We start from the raw sequence: 18,716 nt of genomic DNA, 5'->3' as shown, positions 1-18,716 counted from the left end.
ATGGATGAACTCTTAGATGCTGTTGCCGAGCTAGTTTGTCTAGTTTCTCCTGAAAAGATACAAGCGATCGCTGGCCGAATTCGACGGACTGAAGCCTGCAAGGCTCTGCTGGTACTGCCAGGTGCAGTAGGAACTCCCAAGGCAAGTAAAGCTATTGAGAGACTAGCAATTGCATGGCGAAACACCATGGTCAGTTCAGATGAACTAGCATCTATGCTTCTTGCTGCAAGCCATGTTTACTTTAAAGTTAGCTCTGAGCAAAGTACTGAACTTGTATGGACTGGTCCAACAACACCTTTTGTATCTGTTCGCCGTACAGAGCAAGTGCTGCTACAAATAATCAATGCGGCAAAACAGTCTTTATTTATTACCAGCTTTGTTGCCTATGATGTGTCGAGTATTGTGAATGAATTGAATATGGCTATAAAGCGTGGCGTTACCATTACAATGTTGCTGGAATCTTCACAAGAGCATGGTGGCAGTATCAATATTGATATAATCGGTAAGATGCAGACGCTTATACCTGGCGCACATATTTACGCCTGGAATAATAAAAACAATGAATTTTCAGAAGGTCGCGTGCATGCGAAAGTAATTGTTGCCGATGGTCACACTTGTTTTATTACAAGCGCAAATCTAACTGGGTATGCCATGGAGAGAAACATTGAAGCAGGAGTTCTTATTACAGGCGGAGGGATTCCAGAAGCACTTAGTGATCATCTGTACTCTCTTATAAACACAAATATCATTAGTCTGATTTAATTTGTTCAGCTTGATATAAAAATGAATCTTCGTGCTAAGGATAAAAAAAATGAATACATATGAAAGTGGATTATTAGAAGTAGCTTGGTATCTGGCTAAGTGACCCTGTAAATAATTCTGTGTAACTGCCACCATATTAAAGGTGATCGCTCAGGCGGTCACCGAACTCGATAATAAAACGACTCATCGCCAGCCGCCAGTTCTGGATCGGCATACTCCATTTTTTTGAAGCATCCTTGATCGCCAGATAAATAACCTTTCTCACTGAGTCGTCTGTCGGGAACACTTTGCGCTTTTTGATAGCTGCACGGATCACGCTGTTCAGCGATTCGATAGCATTAGTGGTGTAGATGGCTTTGCGGATGTCGGGCGGGTAGCCAAAGAACGTATTGAGATTTCCCCAGTGCGCACGCCAGCTTTTGCTGATTTGCGGGTATTTATCGTCCCAGGTTGCCGCGAAGTTATCCAGCGCCATCAGTGCCGCCGCTTCTGTCGGAGCCTGATACACCGTTTTCAGTCCGCTGGTGACGGCTTTGTAGTCCTTCCACGACACGTATTTCAGGCTGTTGCGCACCATGTGAATGATGCAAAGCTGGATATGCGTCTGTGGATACACGCTGTTTATCGCATCCGGGAAGCCTTTCAGGCCGTCCACACAGGCAATCAGAATATCCTGAAGGCCCCGGTTTTTAAGCTCCGTCAGCACACTGAGCCAGAACTTCGCCCCTTCGTTTTCAGCCAGCCACATGCCCAGAAGTTCTTTCTGACCTTCAGTATTAATGCCGAGAGCGAGGAACACCGCTTTGTTTATCACGCTACCACTTTGACGAACTTTCACCACGATACAGTCAAGATAAACAATGGGATACAGCGCATCCAGAGGCCGACTTTGCCATTCAGCAACCTGTTCTTTAACCGCATCGGTGACTTTAGATATCAGCGTGGGTGACACGTCCGCATCGTACATTTCCTTGAATGTGGCGACGATTTCACGGGTTGTCATGCCTTTGGCGTACAGGGACAAAATCTGGCTGTCCATCTGCGTGATACGCGTCTGATTTTTCTTGATAAGCTGTGGCTCGAAGGTATTTTCACGGTCACGAGGCGTGCTCAGTTCAATCTCGCCATCGTCGCACAGCAGCGTTTTGGATGAATAGCCGTTGCGGGTATTTGAACCGGTTTTTGGGGCATTTTTCTCGTGTCCGAGGTGTTCAGTCAGCTCTGCATTGAGCGCTGTTTCGACGGTAAGCTTCGTCAGCATACGGGAAAACGCATTGAGATCGGCCTCGGTTTTGAGGCCTTTAGCCAGTTCTGCAGCGAGAGCTTTAAGTTTCTTCTCGTCCATAATTTGCCTGTCTCCGTTGTTGGAGTGAACATATCAAAAACAGGCAATTACACAATTTTAATTACAGTCTCGGCTAAGTATGGAAAAAAAAAGCCTCCTGAAGTTCTAGGTGTTGACACATGGAAAGCTGCAATATCACTATTTTATCCAACATTTGGTGCAGGTAAGACGAGAATTGAATTTTATAACAGTCTAAAAAACCACCGTGATCGTTTTGATTCGTGGCTAAGTGTTGTACGCACAGGCTGGCGGAATGCTGATGGTTCTCCTGGCGAGCTCCCGTTGTCTGCTCAGACTGTTATGAACAAAATGAACAAACTATCAGAGTCACTTATTGAACAAAAAATTCTATCTTGGCTGTCGATAACCCCCTCAGAACAAAAACTGGCTGATATATTACCTATTCAACAAGATAAAAGTCTGGATGAAACGATGAAAGAACGATTAATCGCTTCAAGGCTTGGACAAGGTGAATTCAGGAAAAAATGCCTTAAACTGTTCCCTGCCTGTCCTATAACTGGTATTTCTTTTCAACCTCTGTTAAGGGCTAGCCATATTAAGCCTTGGGCCGCGTGCCAGAATGGTCATGAGCGACTGGATCCTTATAATGGAATAATATTGGCAGCTCATATTGATGCTCTTTTTGACCAAGGATGGCTGTCATTTAGTAATAATGGGCACATCTTAATTAGCACTGAACTTGATTTTGAAGTAAAAACACAACTAAACTTACCTGAAAATATCCCACCATTCTCGGCACAGCATCATCACTATCTAAAATGGCATCGAGAAAATATATTAAGATCATGATATTATTTTCGTGGGAACAGTTGCACAAAAACACGCCAATTAAAAGCATGCTTCCTGAAGTATGTAAATAGATGAAATTAAGTATTTGTTAATCTATTCAGTGAAGCTTAAAGCAGACATCCAACCATCCTCATGTTCAGATGCCTGCTTTACTGACATTTTTTTATCAAAGGTCCTCTTGGAGATAGATCGCCAGCAACACTATGTCGTATGTTACAAATACTATACTCAATAAGGCTTATCTATTTCCCTGAATTAATTTTCGCAAAATCAAAAGGACTCACTACCCCTTCCCGATTAACATCCAGAAAATCAGCCCACCACTGCAGCATCAGTCTGCGCTCATCCAGATGCTCAGCTTTATGAATGTAAGCAGCACGTACTGAGTTACGTTCCATATGGCTCATTTGCCGTTCCACGGCATCCCTCGACCACAATCCAGACTCAATCAACGAACTACAGGCCATTGTTCTGAAACCATGTCCACAAACCTCTACCTTCGTGTCATAACCCATAACGCGCAGCGCCTTGTTCACCGTGTTCTCACTCATCGGTTTGCGATGGTCGTGATCGCCAATGAAAACAAAATCGCGATCGCCACTAAGTTTGTGTACCTGTTTAAGGATTGCTAACGCCTGACGAGATAACGGCACCAAATGAGGTGTGCGCATTTTTGAGCCACGCTGTGAGTGTTTTACCCCTTCGATAGCTTCTCGCTCGGCTGGAATCGTCCACATTGATGTTTCAAAATCGATCTCAGACCATCGGGCAAAACGCAATTCGCTGGAACGAATGAAAACAAGAAGGGTTAGCTCAACAGCAAGGCGAGTTAGAGGCCTGCCGGTATAGTTATCAATCCGTTGAAGCAGTTCGGTAATACGTTTCAACTCTAATGCAGGTCTATGCTGACGGTTACTTGAAGCGACAGCACCAACCATCTCTTGCGCGGGATTGTAATCAAGTAAACCACTCTGAACGGCATATCTCATAATTGCAGTAGTGCGCTGCTGTAGACGGGATGCCACCTCTAGTCGCCCCGACAACTCTACCGCTTTGATTGGGGCTAGCAGGTCTCGAGTTTTGAGATCAGCAATATTCCGCTTACCTATGGCTGGAAAGAGGTTGTCCATTAGGCTTTTGAGCACTCGTCGACTATGTTCTTCCGACCACTTTTTATTTGTGGCATGCCACTCAATAGCAAGCTGCTCAAAAGTACGCGCTTCTTCCAGCTCAACCTTATCATTTTTCTTTTTATCTCCCGGATCGATGCTGTTTGCCAAAAGCTTACGAGCTTCATCACGGCGGGCTCTGGCATCTGCAAGAGATACGTCAGGGTAAACTCCTAAAGCCAGCATTTTTTGCTTTCCGCCAAATCGGTATTGCAAACGCCAGTATTTAGAACCATTGGGATGGACGAGAAGATGCATACCGTTGCCATCAGTCAGCTTATATTGCTTATCTGTTGGCTTAGCTGTTCTGACTTTGATATCTGTTAGAGCCATGCTTATCCCCTCCCTGTTGGTACAAGCATTATCGAACCGGAAATACCATCATCTGTACCAACATCTGTTGGTAGATGTACGTTGAAGTCGATTGACCTTGAGAGAGTTAATATAGCGGGAATGATGGGTAAATACTGGATTTCAGGCATAAAAAAAGACCTCAGTTGAGGTCTATTTACATACTAATGGTGCCGAAGGCCGGAATCGAACCGGCATGCCTCGCGGCGGTTGATTTTGAATCAACTGCGTCTACCGATTTCGCCACTTCGGCACTGAAGTAGTATGCGGAGAACGAGGTGAATTATACTTACCTGAGATCCGCATGCAACTGTTATCCCATCATGTTTAGTCTAAGTGTTGAAAAAACCGCCATCAACGGCGTTTTAGCAGCAAATAAACACTGATTAGGAGAAAAAGTATACTCGGCAACAGCGCGCCGATCACCGGCGGGATATTGTAAACCAAGCTGAGTGGGCCAAAAATCTGATCCAATACGTAGAAAACAAAACCAAAGAAGATACCGGTGACGACCCGAACCCCCATTGCCACACTGCGTAACGGACCAAAGATAAATGACAGCGCCATCAGCATCATCACCGCAACCGAGAATGGCGCAAATATCTTGCCCCACATGTTCAGTTCGTAGCGGTTCGATTCCTGGCCACTTTGTCGCAGATATTTGCTGTAATCGTGCAATCCACTGATAGAGAGTGAATCTGGATTCATGGCAACCACCCCCAGTTTCTCGGGTGTCAGGTTCGTTTTCCATTCACCGGTTAATGTCTGCGAGCCAGTCACCTTATTAGGATTACTGAGGTCAGATTCATCAACTTGCGATAAACGCCACAGATTGTCTTCAAAAGTGGCGGTGGCCGCATAGCGAACCGAGAGCAAACGATCCTGTTTATCAAAATGATAAATATTGACCCCAGTGAGCTCTTTGTCGCCCGATACGCGCTGGATATAAATAAAGTCGGAGCCGTCTTTTGCCCACAAGCCAGATTGTGTTGATAGCAATGAACCGCCGTACATTTGCTGCGCACGGAAATTACGCGCCATTTGCTCGCCTTGTGGTGCAACCCACTCGCCGATGGCCATGGTGAGCAACACTAGCGGAATAGCGGTTTTCATCACCGAGGCGGCAATCTGCATCCGAGTAAAACCAGAGGCTTGCATAACCACCAATTCACTACGGGTAGCCAGTGACCCCAAGCCCAGCAGCGCCCCTAGCAGCGCAGCCATCGGGAAGAAAATCTCAATATCTTTTGGTATCGTCAGTAAGGTAAACATCCCGGCCGAAGCGGCTGAATAATCACCCTGCCCGACTCTACGTAACTGTTCGACAAACTTGATGATGCCGGATAACGACACCAGCATGAATAAGGTCATCAAGATAGTATTGAGGATAGTCCGCCCGATATAACGGTCTAATACGCCAAACATCAGAAAATACCTCTCAAACGGGCGCGTAACTTACGGGCAGCCAGACTGTCCCACAGGTTTAACAACACGGCCAGAGCCAAATAAGCACCGTTCACTGCCCATAGCCATACTAGCGGGTCCAATTTGCCTTTACTGGCATTGGAGCGCAGCGAGGTTTGCAGTAGGAAGAAAATCAGATACAGCAACATCGCCGGTAACATGCTTAATACTCGGCCCTGACGCGGGTTGACCACGCTCAACGGCACCACCAACAATGCCATAATCACGACCGATACAATCAATGTCAGACGCCAGTGGAATTCAGCTCGGGCCTCAGGCTCGGTGGCATGCCACAGTTGGCGCATTGTCATCTGTTCCGCCACAGAGTTATCTTGCTGAACTTCCTGATGACCAATGATGGTCTGATAATCGACAAAATCAGTGATGCGGAAGTCACGTAATAACGCAGTGCCTTCATAGCGGGTACCTTTGTTCAAGATAACCACTTGTGAGCCATCGGGCCGTTCAGTCATATAACCACTGTCAGCCACGACAACCGAGGGGCGCTGATTACCGTTTGGCCGCAATTGTGCCAAAAATACACGGTTAAACTCTTTGCCCGACACATTACCGATAAATAAGGCTGAATTGCCATCCGTTGAAGATTTAAACTGCCCGCCAGCCAAAGCGGCCAGACTTGGGTTCGCTCTGGCATCACTCAAGACTTCATCTTGATGTTTAGACGACCAGGGCCCCAGCCAAATAGTGTTAACTGCTGCAAGCGCCGAGGTGATCAACGCCAAAATTAATGCAGCCATAATCAAGGACTTCTTACCCATGCCGCAGGCATGCATCACGGTGATTTCACTCTCCGTATACAATCGGCCCAAAGTCATTAGCAAGCCAAGGAATAAGCTCAATGGCAGGATAAGTTGCGCCATTTCTGGCACGCCAAGCCCTAAAAGGGATAAAACTAAGTTCGTCGGGATTTCACCATCAACCGCAGCGCCTAATATCCGAACTAACTTCTGACTAAAGAAGATTAATAGCAGGATGAACAGAATCGCAATTTGGCTCTTAAGTGTTTCCCGTACCAGATATCTAATGATGATCACGCTAATACGCCTGTGAAAACTTGTCTTTTTGCAGGAAAATCGATAGTTTCATCGTTAATCCGCCATTTATTCTCATCATATGGCAACCTTCACAGCTAAAATAGTATTACAACATCTAGCGTTTAGGTGTCCTATAGGAACATGCTTATAGTCGCCAAAACAAAACAACTTATGCCGTTAAGGTTAACACACGTCGTTAACACAACGGAGAGAGATCGTTGCGGAGTGCTACATTCTAGCGGTAGCTCCCGCCTTTGTCTTTAAGATTCAGGAGAGTGCATGGAGTTCAGTGTAAAGAGCGGCAGCCCGGAAAAACAGCGCAGTGCCTGTATTGTAGTCGGCGTTTTCGAACCCCGCCGTCTATCTCCCATTGCCGAACAACTCGACAAAATTAGTGATGGCTACATCAGCGCTTTATTGCGCCGTGGTGAACTTGAAGGCAAAGTCGGGCAGACGCTGTTACTGCACCATGTGCCGAATATTCTCTCCGAGCGCATCTTGTTAATTGGCTGTGGCAAAGAGCGTGAGCTTGATGAGCGCCAATACAAACAAGTGATCCAGAAGACCATCAATACCCTTAATGACACCGGTTCAATGGAGGCCGTGTGCTTCCTAACTGAACTGCATGTCAAAGGCCGCAATACTTACTGGAAAGTGCGCCAAGCGGTCGAAACTGCCAAAGAGACGCTTTATACCTTCGATCAGCTTAAAAGCAATAAAACCGAGCCTCGTCGCCCGTTGCGCAAGATGGTGTTCAATGTGCCAACCCGCCGTGAACTGACCAGCGGTGAGCGCGCCATTCAGCATGGCCTGGCGGTGGCATCCGGTATTAAAGCGGCGAAAGATTTGGGTAACATGCCGCCGAATATTTGTAATGCCGCCTATCTGGCGTCTCAAGCGCGCCAATTGGCCGATGCATTTAGCACCAACATCATCACTCGCGTGATTGGTGAACAGCAAATGAAAGAGTTGGGCATGCACTCTTATCTGGCTGTTGGCCATGGTTCGCAGAATGAATCATTAATGTCAGTGATAGAATATAAGGGTAATCCGAATCCCGACGCTAAGCCAATTGTGCTGGTGGGCAAAGGACTAACCTTCGATTCCGGTGGTATCTCCATCAAGCCGGCCGAGGGCATGGATGAAATGAAGTATGACATGTGTGGCGCGGCAACAGTGTATGGCGTGATGCGGGTGGTCGCTGAGCTGCAATTGCCATTGAACGTGATTGGGGTGCTGGCAGGTTGCGAAAACATGCCGGGTGGCCGTGCTTATCGCCCTGGCGATATCCTCACCACTATGTCGGGGCAGACCGTCGAAGTGCTCAATACCGATGCCGAAGGCCGCTTGGTATTGTGCGATGCGCTGACTTATGTTGAGCGTTTCGAGCCAGAAGTGGTGATTGATATCGCCACGTTGACCGGCGCATGTGTCGTGGCATTGGGCCATCACATCACCGGCTTGATGTCGAATCACAATCCACTGGCTCACGAGTTGATTGGCGCATCCGAACAGGCGGGTGACCGCGCATGGCGCTTGCCGCTGGGTGATGAGTTCTATGAGCAACTGGACTCCAATTTTGCTGATATGGCAAACATTGGTGGCCGTGCGGGTGGTGCCATTACTGCGGGCTGTTTCCTATCACGTTTTACCCGCAAATATAGCTGGGCGCATTTAGATATCGCGGGGACTGCATGGCGTTCAGGCAAGAACAAAGGTGCAACCGGCCGACCAGTCGCGTTGTTGTCTCAGTTCTTGTTGAATCGCGCGGGGCTGAACGGCGACGATTAATCATTTTGGGTATATATACATGATGTTATCCAAAGGGCACACTTTCGTGCCCTTTGCGTGGTTAAAGAGCCTATGAAAAACGCTACTTTCTATCTACTTGAACACGACACGCCTGCCGGTGAGCTGCGCGCTCATGAAGCATTGGCCTGCGAGATTGCCGCTGAGCATTGGCGGGCAGGTAAACGGGTGCTGATCGCCTGTGAAAGTCAGGAGCAAGCCCAGAGGCTGGATGAAGCGCTGTGGCAGCGGGCTCCGGATCAATTTGTGCCGCATAATCTGGCCGGTGAAGGGCCAAAGTATGGCGCTCCCGTCGAATTGGCCTGGCCAGAGCGACGTGGAAATGCCCCGCGCGACCTGCTGATTAGTCTACTGCCGGAGTTCGCAGGTTTTGCCACTGCTTTCCATGAAGTGGTAGACTTCGTGCCTTACGAAGAAAATTTGAAACAGTTGGCGCGCGACCGATATAAGTCTTATCGCAGCGTCGGCTTCCACTTGACCACGGCAACGCCGCCAACTAATTGAAATAAAAAGAAAATGGAAAACACACCGTCTAATATCGACAAAACTGAGCCGTCCCTCGATAAAACATACAGCCCGCAGGAAATCGAACAGCCGCTGTATGAGCATTGGGAAAAACAGGGTTATTTCAAACCAAACGGCGATACCAGTAAAGAAAGTTACTGCATCATGATCCCGCCGCCGAACGTCACCGGCAGCCTACACATGGGCCATGCTTTCCAGCAAACCATCATGGATACTTTGATTCGTTATCAACGTATGCAGGGCAAAAATACCTTGTGGCAAGCCGGAACCGACCACGCCGGGATCGCGACCCAAATGGTGGTTGAGCGCAAGATTGCCGCAGAAGAGGGCAAAACTCGCCACGATTACGGCCGTGATGCATTTATTGATAAAATTTGGGAATGGAAAGGCGAGTCGGGCGGCACCATTACTCGCCAAATGCGCCGCTTGGGGAACTCCGTGGATTGGGAACGCGAACGTTTCACCATGGACGATGGCCTGTCCAACGCGGTGAAAGAAGTGTTTGTCCGTCTGCATAAAGAAGATCTGATTTACCGTGGCAAGCGCCTGGTGAACTGGGATCCCAAGCTGCGTACCGCCATTTCTGATCTGGAAGTGGAAAACCGCGAGTCCAAAGGCTCAATGTGGCATTTGCGCTACCCGCTGGCTGATGGTGCGAAAACTGCTGAGGGTAAAGATTATCTGGTCGTCGCCACCACTCGCCCGGAAACCGTACTGGGTGATACCGGAGTGGCGGTAAACCCGGAAGATCCACGTTATAAAGATCTGATCGGTAAAGAAGTTATCTTGCCGCTGGTTGGCCGCCGTATTCCGATCCTCGGTGATGAACACGCCGATATGGAAAAAGGCACCGGTTGCGTGAAAATCACGCCAGCTCACGATTTTAATGACTATGAAGTCGGTAAGCGCCACGCCCTGCCGATGATCAACATTTTGACTTTCGACGGTGATATCCGCACAGAAGCTGAAGTGTTTGATACCAACGGCGAAGCCAGTGATGCTTGCAGCAGTACAATTCCAGCACAATTCCAAGGTCTGGAGCGTTTTGCGGCGCGTAAAGCGGTGGTGGCTGAATTCGATAAACTCGGCCTGTTGGAAGAGATCAAAGCGCATGACCTGACGGTACCTTATGGCGACCGGGGCGGCGTAGTTATCGAGCCGATGCTGACCGACCAATGGTATGTGCGCACGGCTCCGCTGGCCAAAGTGGCGATAGAAGCGGTCGAGAATGGCGAGATCCAATTCGTGCCTAAACAGTACGAAAATATGTATTACTCATGGATGCGCGATATCCAAGACTGGTGTATTTCCCGTCAATTATGGTGGGGCCACCGCATCCCCGCGTGGTATGACGAGCAGGGAAAAGTGTATGTTGGCCGCGATGAGGCGGAAGTACGCCGTGACAACAACTTAGGGGCTGATGTTGCCTTGCGTCAGGATGAGGACGTGCTGGATACCTGGTTCTCATCCGGTCTGTGGACTTTCTCCACACTGGGTTGGCCTGAGCAAACCGAAGCACTGAAAACTTTCCATCCGACCAGTGTGGTGGTCAGTGGCTTCGATATTATTTTCTTCTGGATTGCTCGCATGATCATGCTGACCATGCACTTTATGAAAGATGAAAATGGCAAACCGCAAGTGCCGTTTAAAACCGTGTACATGACCGGCCTTATCCGCGATGACGAAGGGCAGAAAATGTCCAAGTCGAAAGGTAACGTTATTGACCCACTGGATATGGTCGATGGCATTTCGCTGGAAGAGCTACTGGAAAAACGTACCGGCAACATGATGCAGCCGCAACTGGCTGAGAAAATCCGCAAGCGCACCGAGAAGCAGTTCCCTAACGGCATTGAGCCGCACGGTACGGATGCCCTGCGCTTTACCCTGGCGGCGTTGGCCTCAACTGGCCGTGATATCAACTGGGATATGAAACGCCTAGAGGGTTATCGCAACTTCTGTAACAAGCTGTGGAACGCCAGCCGGTTCGTGCTGATGAATACCGAAGGGCAAGATTGCGGGCAGAATGGCGGTGAAATGGTGCTGTCGCTGGCTGACCGCTGGATTCTGGCTGAATTTAATCAGACCATCAAAGCCTACCGCGAAGCCATGGACACTTACCGCTTCGATCTCGCAGCCGGTATTTTGTATGAATTTACCTGGAACCAATTCTGCGATTGGTACTTGGAATTGACTAAGCCGGTCATGAACAGCGGTTCAGAAGCTGAATTGCGCGGCACTCGTCATACCCTGATTGAAGTATTGGAAGCGCTATTACGTCTGGCACACCCGATCATTCCTTACATCACCGAAACTATTTGGCAGCGAGTCAAAACCCTGAAAGGTATCACTGCGGACACCATTATGTTGCAGCCGTTCCCGGAATATAATGCCAGCCAGGTTGATGAGAAAGCGCTGAGTGATTTGGAGTGGATCAAACAGACGATTATTGCCGTGCGTAATATTCGTGCAGAAATGAACATCGCACCTGGTAAACCACTGGAAGTAATGCTGCGTGGTGCCAGTGCTGAAGCTCAACGTCGTGTCTTGGAAAACCAGAGTTTCATCCAGTCACTGGCGCGATTGTCTTCTCTCACCCTGTTAGCTGATGGTGATAAAGGCCCGGTATCCGTGACCAAATTGGTTGAAGGTGCCGAAGTATTAATTCCGATGGCTGGCCTGATTGATAAGGCCACCGAACTTGACCGCCTGGCAAAAGAAGTGGCCAAGCTGGAAGCCGAAATTGAGCGCATCGAAAGTAAATTGAGTAATGAAGGTTTTGTGGCGCGAGCGCCAGAAGCTGTCGTTGCTAAAGAGCGCGAAAGAATGGCCGCCTGTGCTGAAGCCAAACAAAAGTTAATTGAACAGCAGGCGACTATCGCTGCACTGTAAATTAATCAGACATACGTTAAGTCTAACTGGGGGTCATGATAATTATTCACTATCATGGCCCCTACTTTTTACCATTGCACCTTGACACCATTCAGTGGTATTACAGATTATGACTAAGTTATTACCATTCGATTTATAGAGTAATACGCCATGACCACTGCCACACCTATCCGCCTACTGGTGCGCCCCATTACCGCCGCCGATAATCTTGCTATCGCGAATGTTATCCGCGACGTTTCGGCTGAGTTCGGTTTAACTGCCGACAAAGGCTACACCGTGTCTGATCCTAATTTGGACCACTTATATGAGCTGTACAGCCAACCTCGCAGTGCTTACTGGGTGGTTGAAGTGGACGGCAATATTGCCGGTGGCGGCGGCGTAGCACCTTTATCGGGCGGTGTGGCAGATCTGTGTGAATTGCAGAAAATGTATTTCCTGCCGGTATTGCGCGGTAAAGGGTTGGCAAAACAATTAGCACTGCAAGCATTGGAGTTTGCCCGCCAACAGGGATTTGAGCGCTGCTATCTGGAAACGACCGCCAGTCTGACCCGTGCCATCAGTTTATATGAAAAACTCGGTTTTGAGCATATCAACGGCCCGATGGGAAATACCGGCCATGTCGATTGCGAAGTGACCATGTTGAAAACACTGTAATTCTTCTGTCGTGAGCTATTTACTCGCCTATCTATTAAAATTATTATAGATAGGCATACAATTAGTAAAATTATTTTTTACGTAATAATAAACAAGTATAATGAATAACAACATAATATTAATCGCCTATACTCATTATTAAATTTAATATTTAGGTGATAATAATGACTGCACAAACTTATGAAAAATGGGCTGGCCCAACCTCTGGTTATACACTTAATGATTATCGCTATGGTGACAAAGGCCCATGGCCAAAAATAAATAACATTATGTCTGAACTACCTGCTGCTATAAATAATGTCCCGCAAGAACAATTAGATGATTTTAGAATCAATGTAGTATCTCATTATAGAAAAGTATTAACATCAGGAAGAGTTAAAATTATTTTAAAAATGCTGACTGGAGATTATAAACTGCAAGTTGCCGATGATGAGATTTTTTCTTACAATATTTTCTTTGGCGTGATTAGCAAATTATTAACCGAAAAATTCAACCAACAAGATTATATTGACTTCGAAGGGTTTATTGATCAGAAAAATATGCTGGATGAAAATGGAGAACCACGTTATTTAAAATTAGATTTGATAACAATGAATAAAATAATTCCATTATTTGGTCTTTATACTGCTCCTACAGTAACCATTTTCAAACGTCAAAATAAAATCACTGGTACGCCACTGGCAATAAAAATAAATGGCTTAATTCTTACACCAGAGAATATTAATTCTTGGGAGCTGGCAAAATATTTTGTGCTACAAGGTATATTAACTACCAGTACATTGGCTGACCATCCAAAAACACATTTCCCGATGGATGCCATCTGCGCAATTAGTTTAACCTGCTTACCCACGCAACATATACTGTATAAATTACTATCAGCTCACACCCGCATTCAACTCGCGATTAATCAGGCGGTGACTTTTATTCCCTATTCTGTTGCCCATAATAACCAATATTTACCTTATACGCCTTATTGTGGTTGGGGAAATATTCCTGTTATTCACAAAAATATGGGCTGGCCTGGATTACTTAATAATGCATTTAATGGGGTAGAAGGATACGAAAATTATCCTCAATACCGTTATTCCATGCATCCCGAAAAATTATGGACTGATCTTGAGGATTTCTTAGCGGCTTATTATGCCGTCATATTTGAATTTGTCAGTGGCGTAGTACACCATCTCTCTGTTAATGATCCTGTTATTATCTATTGGAGTGATGCCATTGCCGCCTGGGTTAGGGGCTTCCCTAATAGCCAAGAGATCAGACAAGGAGATAATTTGGCTAGGGCAATTGCCATGTTTATCTGGGATGTCACTGTTGCTCATTCAGCCGATCACGGTGCTATGGGGCAGTATCAACAGAATATTTTCCCTTTACGTCTTCGCGTACCACCACCTGCCAGTCAATCTATTCCCCCCATCAACCGCCGGAAAATGGTGACTTTTGACGATACATTACGTAATCGCTTAGCCTTTGAGATGTATTTTGGCCCACCAAGGAGTGTTGAACATTTATATAATACTTGGTACGGTTTTGATCATCCGACACTTGATCAATTAAATAAACTTTTTCTTGAACAACTGGCTGAAACAGAGAAAAACTTAACCTGTCGTGAATTTATTGCTCTGAAAGATATCGCCCGTAGTATTAATTTTTAAATGGTTAACGGTATATTATGATTAATAAAAAACCCGCACTGTAACCAATGCGGGTCTGATCGATAAAGAGAATTATACTTTTAAAAAAATCAAATTAATGACGTTTACCGTCATCATCCTCATCAATCAACTCTTCGTCGTCAAATTCGCCGTCTTCATCGTCTTCGCCGTTAGGATCTTCATAGTAAGTGCCCCAACCGTCGTAATTCACACCACAGGTCTCAGCCAGTGCAATCAGCTGTTCAACCTGCGCGTCAATGATTTCGGCATTCAGCGCAACTTCGCTAATCACATCGCAGCACATCACCACAGAGCCATCTTCCACTTCCAGCTCTTCAGCATCCGTCACTTCATAACCCAGCTTAAATGCTTCAATAGCCGCCTTTTCCAGCACTTCGAACTTCTCGGCTGAAAGGTGGTGTTCAATAGTGTATAGCGCATCCGGATCACTGCCATCTTCCAGCAGTTCTTCGATGATCAGGCGGGTCTCGTCACGTTGTTCGTCCAGCATTTCGCGGTTTGCCATGCCTTTATCCTCAGTCAATGGGCTTAGTATGCCGCTATTTTCCCACACCCACGCAGTTGCCTCCACTACAAACGAGAAAGATTTGTTGATTGGGGTTGTAATTGAATATTTATACGTATAAATTGAATTTAAATTCAATTTAACTATTCAGGATGCAGAGATGAATACTATGAGTCAGTTCTATAAGCGTCATTTTCTAAGGTTACTGGATTTTACCCCCTGCGAGATTACAGCGCTGCTGGATTTGGCCGCGCAGTTGAAGCAAGCCAAGAAATCCGGCAGTGAGCAACAAAAACTGGTGGGTAAGAATATCGCGCTCATCTTCGAAAAAGACTCGACCCGTACTCGATGCTCTTTCGAAGTTGCCGCATATGATCAAGGTGCGCGTGTGACTTACCTCGGCCCAGGAGGGAGTCAAATTGGGCATAAAGAATCAATTAAAGATACCGCCAGAGTATTAGGGCGCATGTATGATGGTATTCAATATCGTGGTCACGGCCAAAAGGTGGTTGAAACACTGGCAGAATTTGCCGGCGTGCCGGTATGGAATGGCCTGACAAATGAATTCCATCCAACCCAATTATTGGCCGATTTGCTGACGATGCAGGAGCATTTACCGGGTAAGCCATTGAGTGAAATGAAGTTTGCTTACCTCGGTGATGCACGCAACAACATGGGTAACACGATGTTAGAAGCCGCCGCTCTGGTGGGGATGGATTTGCGGCTGGTCGCGCCGAAAGCCTGCTGGCCAGAAGCCGAATTAGTGGCCGCTTGTCAGGCGCAGGCCAAAAAGACTGGCGCTAAAATCACCCTGACGGAAGATATTGCCGAGGGGGTCAAAGGGGCTGATTTCCTGTATACCGATGTTTGGGTCTCCATGGGGGAACCGAAAGAAGTCTGGCAGGAGCGAGTCGCTCTGTTGAAACCTTATCAGGTCAATATGGCGGTGGTGAAGCTGACCGGCAACCCGCAGGTTAAATTTTTGCACTGCCTGCCAGCATTCCACGATGACCAAACCACTGTTGGCAAGCAGATGGCCGAGCTTTATGACTTACCGGGCGGCATGGAGGTGACCGAAGAAGTGTTTGAATCCGCACATAGCATTGTGTTTGATCAAGCAGAAAACCGCCTGCACACCATCAAAGCAGTGATGGTCGCCACCCTGAGTAATGCATAAAAATAGTTAGCATCGTAAAAGGCCAATACAGTCGCTGTTTGGCCTTTTCTCTACCCCAATAGATATTCACCGACAGCGCACAACCAACAGAATGACGGCGGCGAGCACGAGCCAGCTTCAAAATGGCAAGTAAAATAGCCTAGTTAACTGCGATTTTAACAACTGCCTTGCGCACATTAGCAGGCTCGCCCACTGCACATAACGGCTTATGCACTTCACCCGGATAAAACACGACAAAATCACCGGATTGCATCACAAACTGCTTCTCATCAACACCCGCCGGTAAAAAGGCAATATCTTTATCTGCTAACCAGTCAGTATCAGGTTTGCCAGCTGGCAAATTACTGAAAGTCATTCCCTCAACACCCGCCAGAACTATCTGAATATCCAGATATTTAGCATGATATTCCGCTCGGCGATTTTCCAGATAGTCGGTGCTGTCATTGGAGATCAATACAAACATATTATTGCCATCAATATCATGTTTACCCAATGGGGTTTCTGCCGTGATATGACTTTTCACATATTCAATGGCTGCTTTTAATTGTGCTGGCAGATAAGGCAATAATTCCAAATGATGAATGTTTCCGGTGATCATGGTTTTTCCTTTTATATAAATGAAATGACGTTCCATTATAACCAGTTCACCCGTCATTGAGTGCGAATTCCCTAACATTTATTCATGCCAGTAGAGGGTTCTGCATGTCTGGTACAATCCTCTCGTTCCGCCGCCTCAGAATCATTACTTTTTTGCAATATGCCCTTATCACTAATTGCTATAATAAATAACTGTTGAGACTTTGACCACAGACAACCAAGCTATTATTGTGAGAAACTGCGCTGAAATAGTCGAAAAAAAAATAATTTCCTATTGACGTAACTATCTATCATCCGCGTATCTATTAAACAGCATAATGGCGTTAATCTATTTTCAGGGAGTTTCAATGAAAGCTAAAATTCTGTCGTTATTGGTTTTGACAGCACTATCTGGCAGTGCTTTGGCGGCAACACCACCAGACACTCTGGTAGTCGTACAATCCCTGGATGATATCGTTAGTCTTGATCCGGCTGAAAGCAATGAATTGTCCAGCATCCAGACTATTCCAAGTCTCTATCAACGTCTGGTGCAAGCCGATCGTGATAATCCGGCGAAAGTCGTGCCGGTGCTAGCTGAAAGCTGGCAAAGCGATGCTGGCGCAAAAACCCTCACAGTGAAATTGCGCCCCGATGCAGTATTTTCATCGGGTAATCCGGTGCAAGCCGATGATGTGATTTATTCCTTTAATCGTGCCGTTAAAATGAACCGCTCACCGGCCTTTATTCTTAATGTCTTAGGTTGGGATGCGAGTAATATCGAACAGCATTTGAAGAAGATTGATAACAATACCGTGCGACTGAGTTGGAGTGCAGATGTTAGCCCCGCAGTGGCGTTGAATATTTTATCAACACCGATTGCCTCAATTGTTGATAAAAAAGCCGTCAGCGCCAATGTTAAAGAAAACGACTATGGCAATGCTTGGCTGAAAATGCATTCAGCCGGTAGCGGCCCATTCAAAATGCGTGTTTATCAGCCGCATCAGGCCATTGTACTGGATGCCAACCCAACATCACCTGGCGATAAACCGCTGATTAAAAATGTTATTATTAAAAACGTTCCAGACCCAAGCGCTCGCCGCTTGCTTATCCAGCAGGGTGATGCCGATATCGCCCGCGAATTAGGCCCAGACCAAACTGCGGCACTGAAAACCCAAGCGGGCATTAAAGTTGTCGAGATCCCATCAGCCGAACAAAACTATTTGGTCTTTAACACTGCTAACCCGGCGAATCCATTGCTGAGCAAGCCTGAATTTTGGCAAGCTGCCCGCTATTTGGTTGATTATCAAGGTATTACCAAAGACTTACTGAAAGACCAGTATTTTGTGCATCAAAGCTTCCTGCCCGTCGGTTTACCGGGCGCACTGGAAAGCAATCCATTCACCTTTGATCCCGCTAAAGCCAAAGAGATTCTGAAGAAAGCCGGTATCAAAGACGCCACATTGACTCTGGATGTTGAGAATAAACCGCCATTTATTACTATTGCTCAGTCCTTGCAAGCCAGCTTTGCCCAGGGCGGGGTGAAACTGGTGTTGCTGCCAGCAGCGGGTAGCCAGGTCTATGGCCGCGTGCGGGCTAAGCAGCATCAGTCCGCAGTGCGCCTGTGGATCCCGGATTACTTTGATGCGCACTCTAATGCCAGCGCCTTTGCTTATAACGATGGTAAGAGCAGCACAGTGGCGGGTTTGAACGGCTGGGTTATTCCTGAGCTGAATAAAGAAACACTGGCAGCCGTCGCCGAGGCCGACCCAGCCAAACGCACTGCGCGCTACACCCAACTGCAAGAAGAGCTGCAAAAAAACTCGCCTTATATCTTTATTGATCAAGCCAAAGCACAAGTTGTGCTGCGGGATAACGTAAAAGGCTACCAACAAGGTCTGAATGCAGATATGGTCTATTATGACCGTGTCAGCAAATAACGCTGA

The 18,716-nt window shown here is 46.8% G+C and carries 15 protein-coding genes and 1 tRNA gene; 9 read left to right on the top strand and 7 right to left on the bottom strand.

Annotation, left to right across the window (positions count from 1 at the left end; genetic code table 11):
• A complete protein-coding gene (gene drmC, locus D5F51_RS02775; RefSeq protein WP_129035726.1) occupies positions 1 to 762 on the top strand; it encodes a DISARM system phospholipase D-like protein DrmC in 762 nt (253 codons plus the stop codon).
• A gap of 136 nt (positions 763 to 898) precedes the next feature.
• On the opposite strand, the gene D5F51_RS02770 is transcribed toward drmC, so the two are convergent.
• Positions 899 to 2,107 (bottom strand): IS256 family transposase, encoded by a 1,209-nt coding sequence (locus tag D5F51_RS02770; protein ID WP_129195537.1) that lies wholly within the window; start codon positions 2,105 to 2,107, stop codon positions 899 to 901.
• Between the two features lie 30 nt (positions 2,108 to 2,137).
• Here D5F51_RS02770 and D5F51_RS22565 point away from each other — a divergent pair, with 30 nt between their 5' ends.
• Positions 2,138 to 2,917 carry an HNH endonuclease gene (locus D5F51_RS22565; protein WP_391592406.1) on the top strand — a complete coding sequence of 260 codons (780 nt, stop codon included), beginning with the start codon at positions 2,138 to 2,140 and terminating at the stop codon, positions 2,915 to 2,917.
• A 242-nt stretch (positions 2,918 to 3,159) separates the two neighbouring features.
• Here the strand turns inward: D5F51_RS22565 and D5F51_RS02760 are convergent, their stop codons facing one another.
• The 4 genes from D5F51_RS02760 to lptF form a co-directional block, all read right to left on the bottom strand.
• Positions 3,160 to 4,419, bottom strand: coding sequence for a tyrosine-type recombinase/integrase (locus D5F51_RS02760; RefSeq protein WP_129195536.1), 1,260 nt, complete (start codon positions 4,417 to 4,419; stop codon positions 3,160 to 3,162).
• Positions 4,420 to 4,605: 186 nt separating this feature from the next.
• A tRNA-Leu gene (locus D5F51_RS02755) sits at positions 4,606 to 4,690 on the bottom strand.
• Between the two features lie 101 nt (positions 4,691 to 4,791).
• The gene (lptG, locus tag D5F51_RS02750) at positions 4,792 to 5,862 is read right to left on the bottom strand and encodes an LPS export ABC transporter permease LptG (protein WP_025379637.1); all 1,071 of its coding nucleotides are present in this window, start codon (positions 5,860 to 5,862) and stop codon (positions 4,792 to 4,794) included.
• The gene (lptF, locus tag D5F51_RS02745) at positions 5,862 to 6,956 is read right to left on the bottom strand and encodes an LPS export ABC transporter permease LptF (protein ID WP_025379638.1); all 1,095 of its coding nucleotides are present in this window, start codon (positions 6,954 to 6,956) and stop codon (positions 5,862 to 5,864) included. Before lptF ends, lptG begins: the two co-directional genes overlap by 1 nt.
• A 279-nt stretch (positions 6,957 to 7,235) precedes the next feature.
• Between lptF and pepA the strand changes: the two genes are divergently transcribed.
• The 5 genes from pepA to D5F51_RS02720 all read left to right on the top strand — a co-directional run bounded on the left by pepA (position 7,236) and on the right by D5F51_RS02720 (position 14,494).
• Positions 7,236 to 8,747, top strand: coding sequence for a leucyl aminopeptidase (gene pepA / locus D5F51_RS02740; RefSeq protein ID WP_005175279.1), 1,512 nt, complete (start codon positions 7,236 to 7,238; stop codon positions 8,745 to 8,747).
• Positions 8,748 to 8,819: 72 nt separating this feature from the next.
• Positions 8,820 to 9,269, top strand: a complete 450-nt coding sequence (locus D5F51_RS02735) for a DNA polymerase III subunit chi (protein ID WP_129195535.1) — start codon at positions 8,820 to 8,822, stop codon at positions 9,267 to 9,269.
• Between the two features lie 12 nt (positions 9,270 to 9,281).
• Positions 9,282 to 12,179 carry a valine--tRNA ligase gene (locus D5F51_RS02730; protein ID WP_129195534.1) on the top strand — a complete coding sequence of 966 codons (2,898 nt, stop codon included), beginning with the start codon at positions 9,282 to 9,284 and terminating at the stop codon, positions 12,177 to 12,179.
• 150 nt (positions 12,180 to 12,329) lie between these two features.
• A complete protein-coding gene (locus tag D5F51_RS02725) occupies positions 12,330 to 12,833 on the top strand; it encodes a GNAT family N-acetyltransferase (RefSeq protein ID WP_025379641.1) in 504 nt (167 codons plus the stop codon).
• 164 nt (positions 12,834 to 12,997) lie between these two features.
• Positions 12,998 to 14,494 carry a hypothetical protein gene (locus D5F51_RS02720; protein ID WP_129195533.1) on the top strand — a complete coding sequence of 499 codons (1,497 nt, stop codon included), beginning with the start codon at positions 12,998 to 13,000 and terminating at the stop codon, positions 14,492 to 14,494.
• A 94-nt stretch (positions 14,495 to 14,588) separates the two neighbouring features.
• Here D5F51_RS02720 and rraB read toward each other — a convergent pair whose 3' ends face one another.
• A complete protein-coding gene (gene rraB / locus D5F51_RS02715; RefSeq protein ID WP_129195532.1) occupies positions 14,589 to 15,020 on the bottom strand; it encodes a ribonuclease E inhibitor RraB in 432 nt (143 codons plus the stop codon).
• Positions 15,021 to 15,189: 169 nt separating this feature from the next.
• On the opposite strand from rraB, the gene argF reads away from it, so the two are divergent.
• On the top strand, positions 15,190 to 16,197 hold the full coding sequence (gene argF / locus D5F51_RS02710) for an ornithine carbamoyltransferase (protein WP_129199144.1): 1,008 nt from the start codon (positions 15,190 to 15,192) through the stop codon (positions 16,195 to 16,197).
• Between the two features lie 139 nt (positions 16,198 to 16,336).
• On the opposite strand, the gene D5F51_RS02705 is transcribed toward argF, so the two are convergent.
• Entirely contained in the window at positions 16,337 to 16,795 is a 459-nt protein-coding gene (locus D5F51_RS02705; RefSeq protein WP_025379645.1) for a NanQ anomerase/TabA/YiaL family protein, read from the bottom strand.
• Between the two features lie 346 nt (positions 16,796 to 17,141).
• On the opposite strand from D5F51_RS02705, the gene D5F51_RS02700 reads away from it, so the two are divergent.
• Entirely contained in the window at positions 17,142 to 18,710 is a 1,569-nt protein-coding gene (locus D5F51_RS02700; RefSeq protein WP_129195531.1) for an ABC transporter substrate-binding protein, read from the top strand.
• Positions 18,711 to 18,716: the final 6 nt, after the last annotated feature.

Origin of the sequence: Yersinia hibernica, assembly GCF_004124235.1 — a bacterium.
In the GTDB taxonomy this organism is placed as follows: Bacteria; Pseudomonadota; Gammaproteobacteria; order Enterobacterales; family Enterobacteriaceae; genus Yersinia; species Yersinia hibernica.
This window is presented reverse-complemented; position numbering and strand designations above follow the sequence as displayed.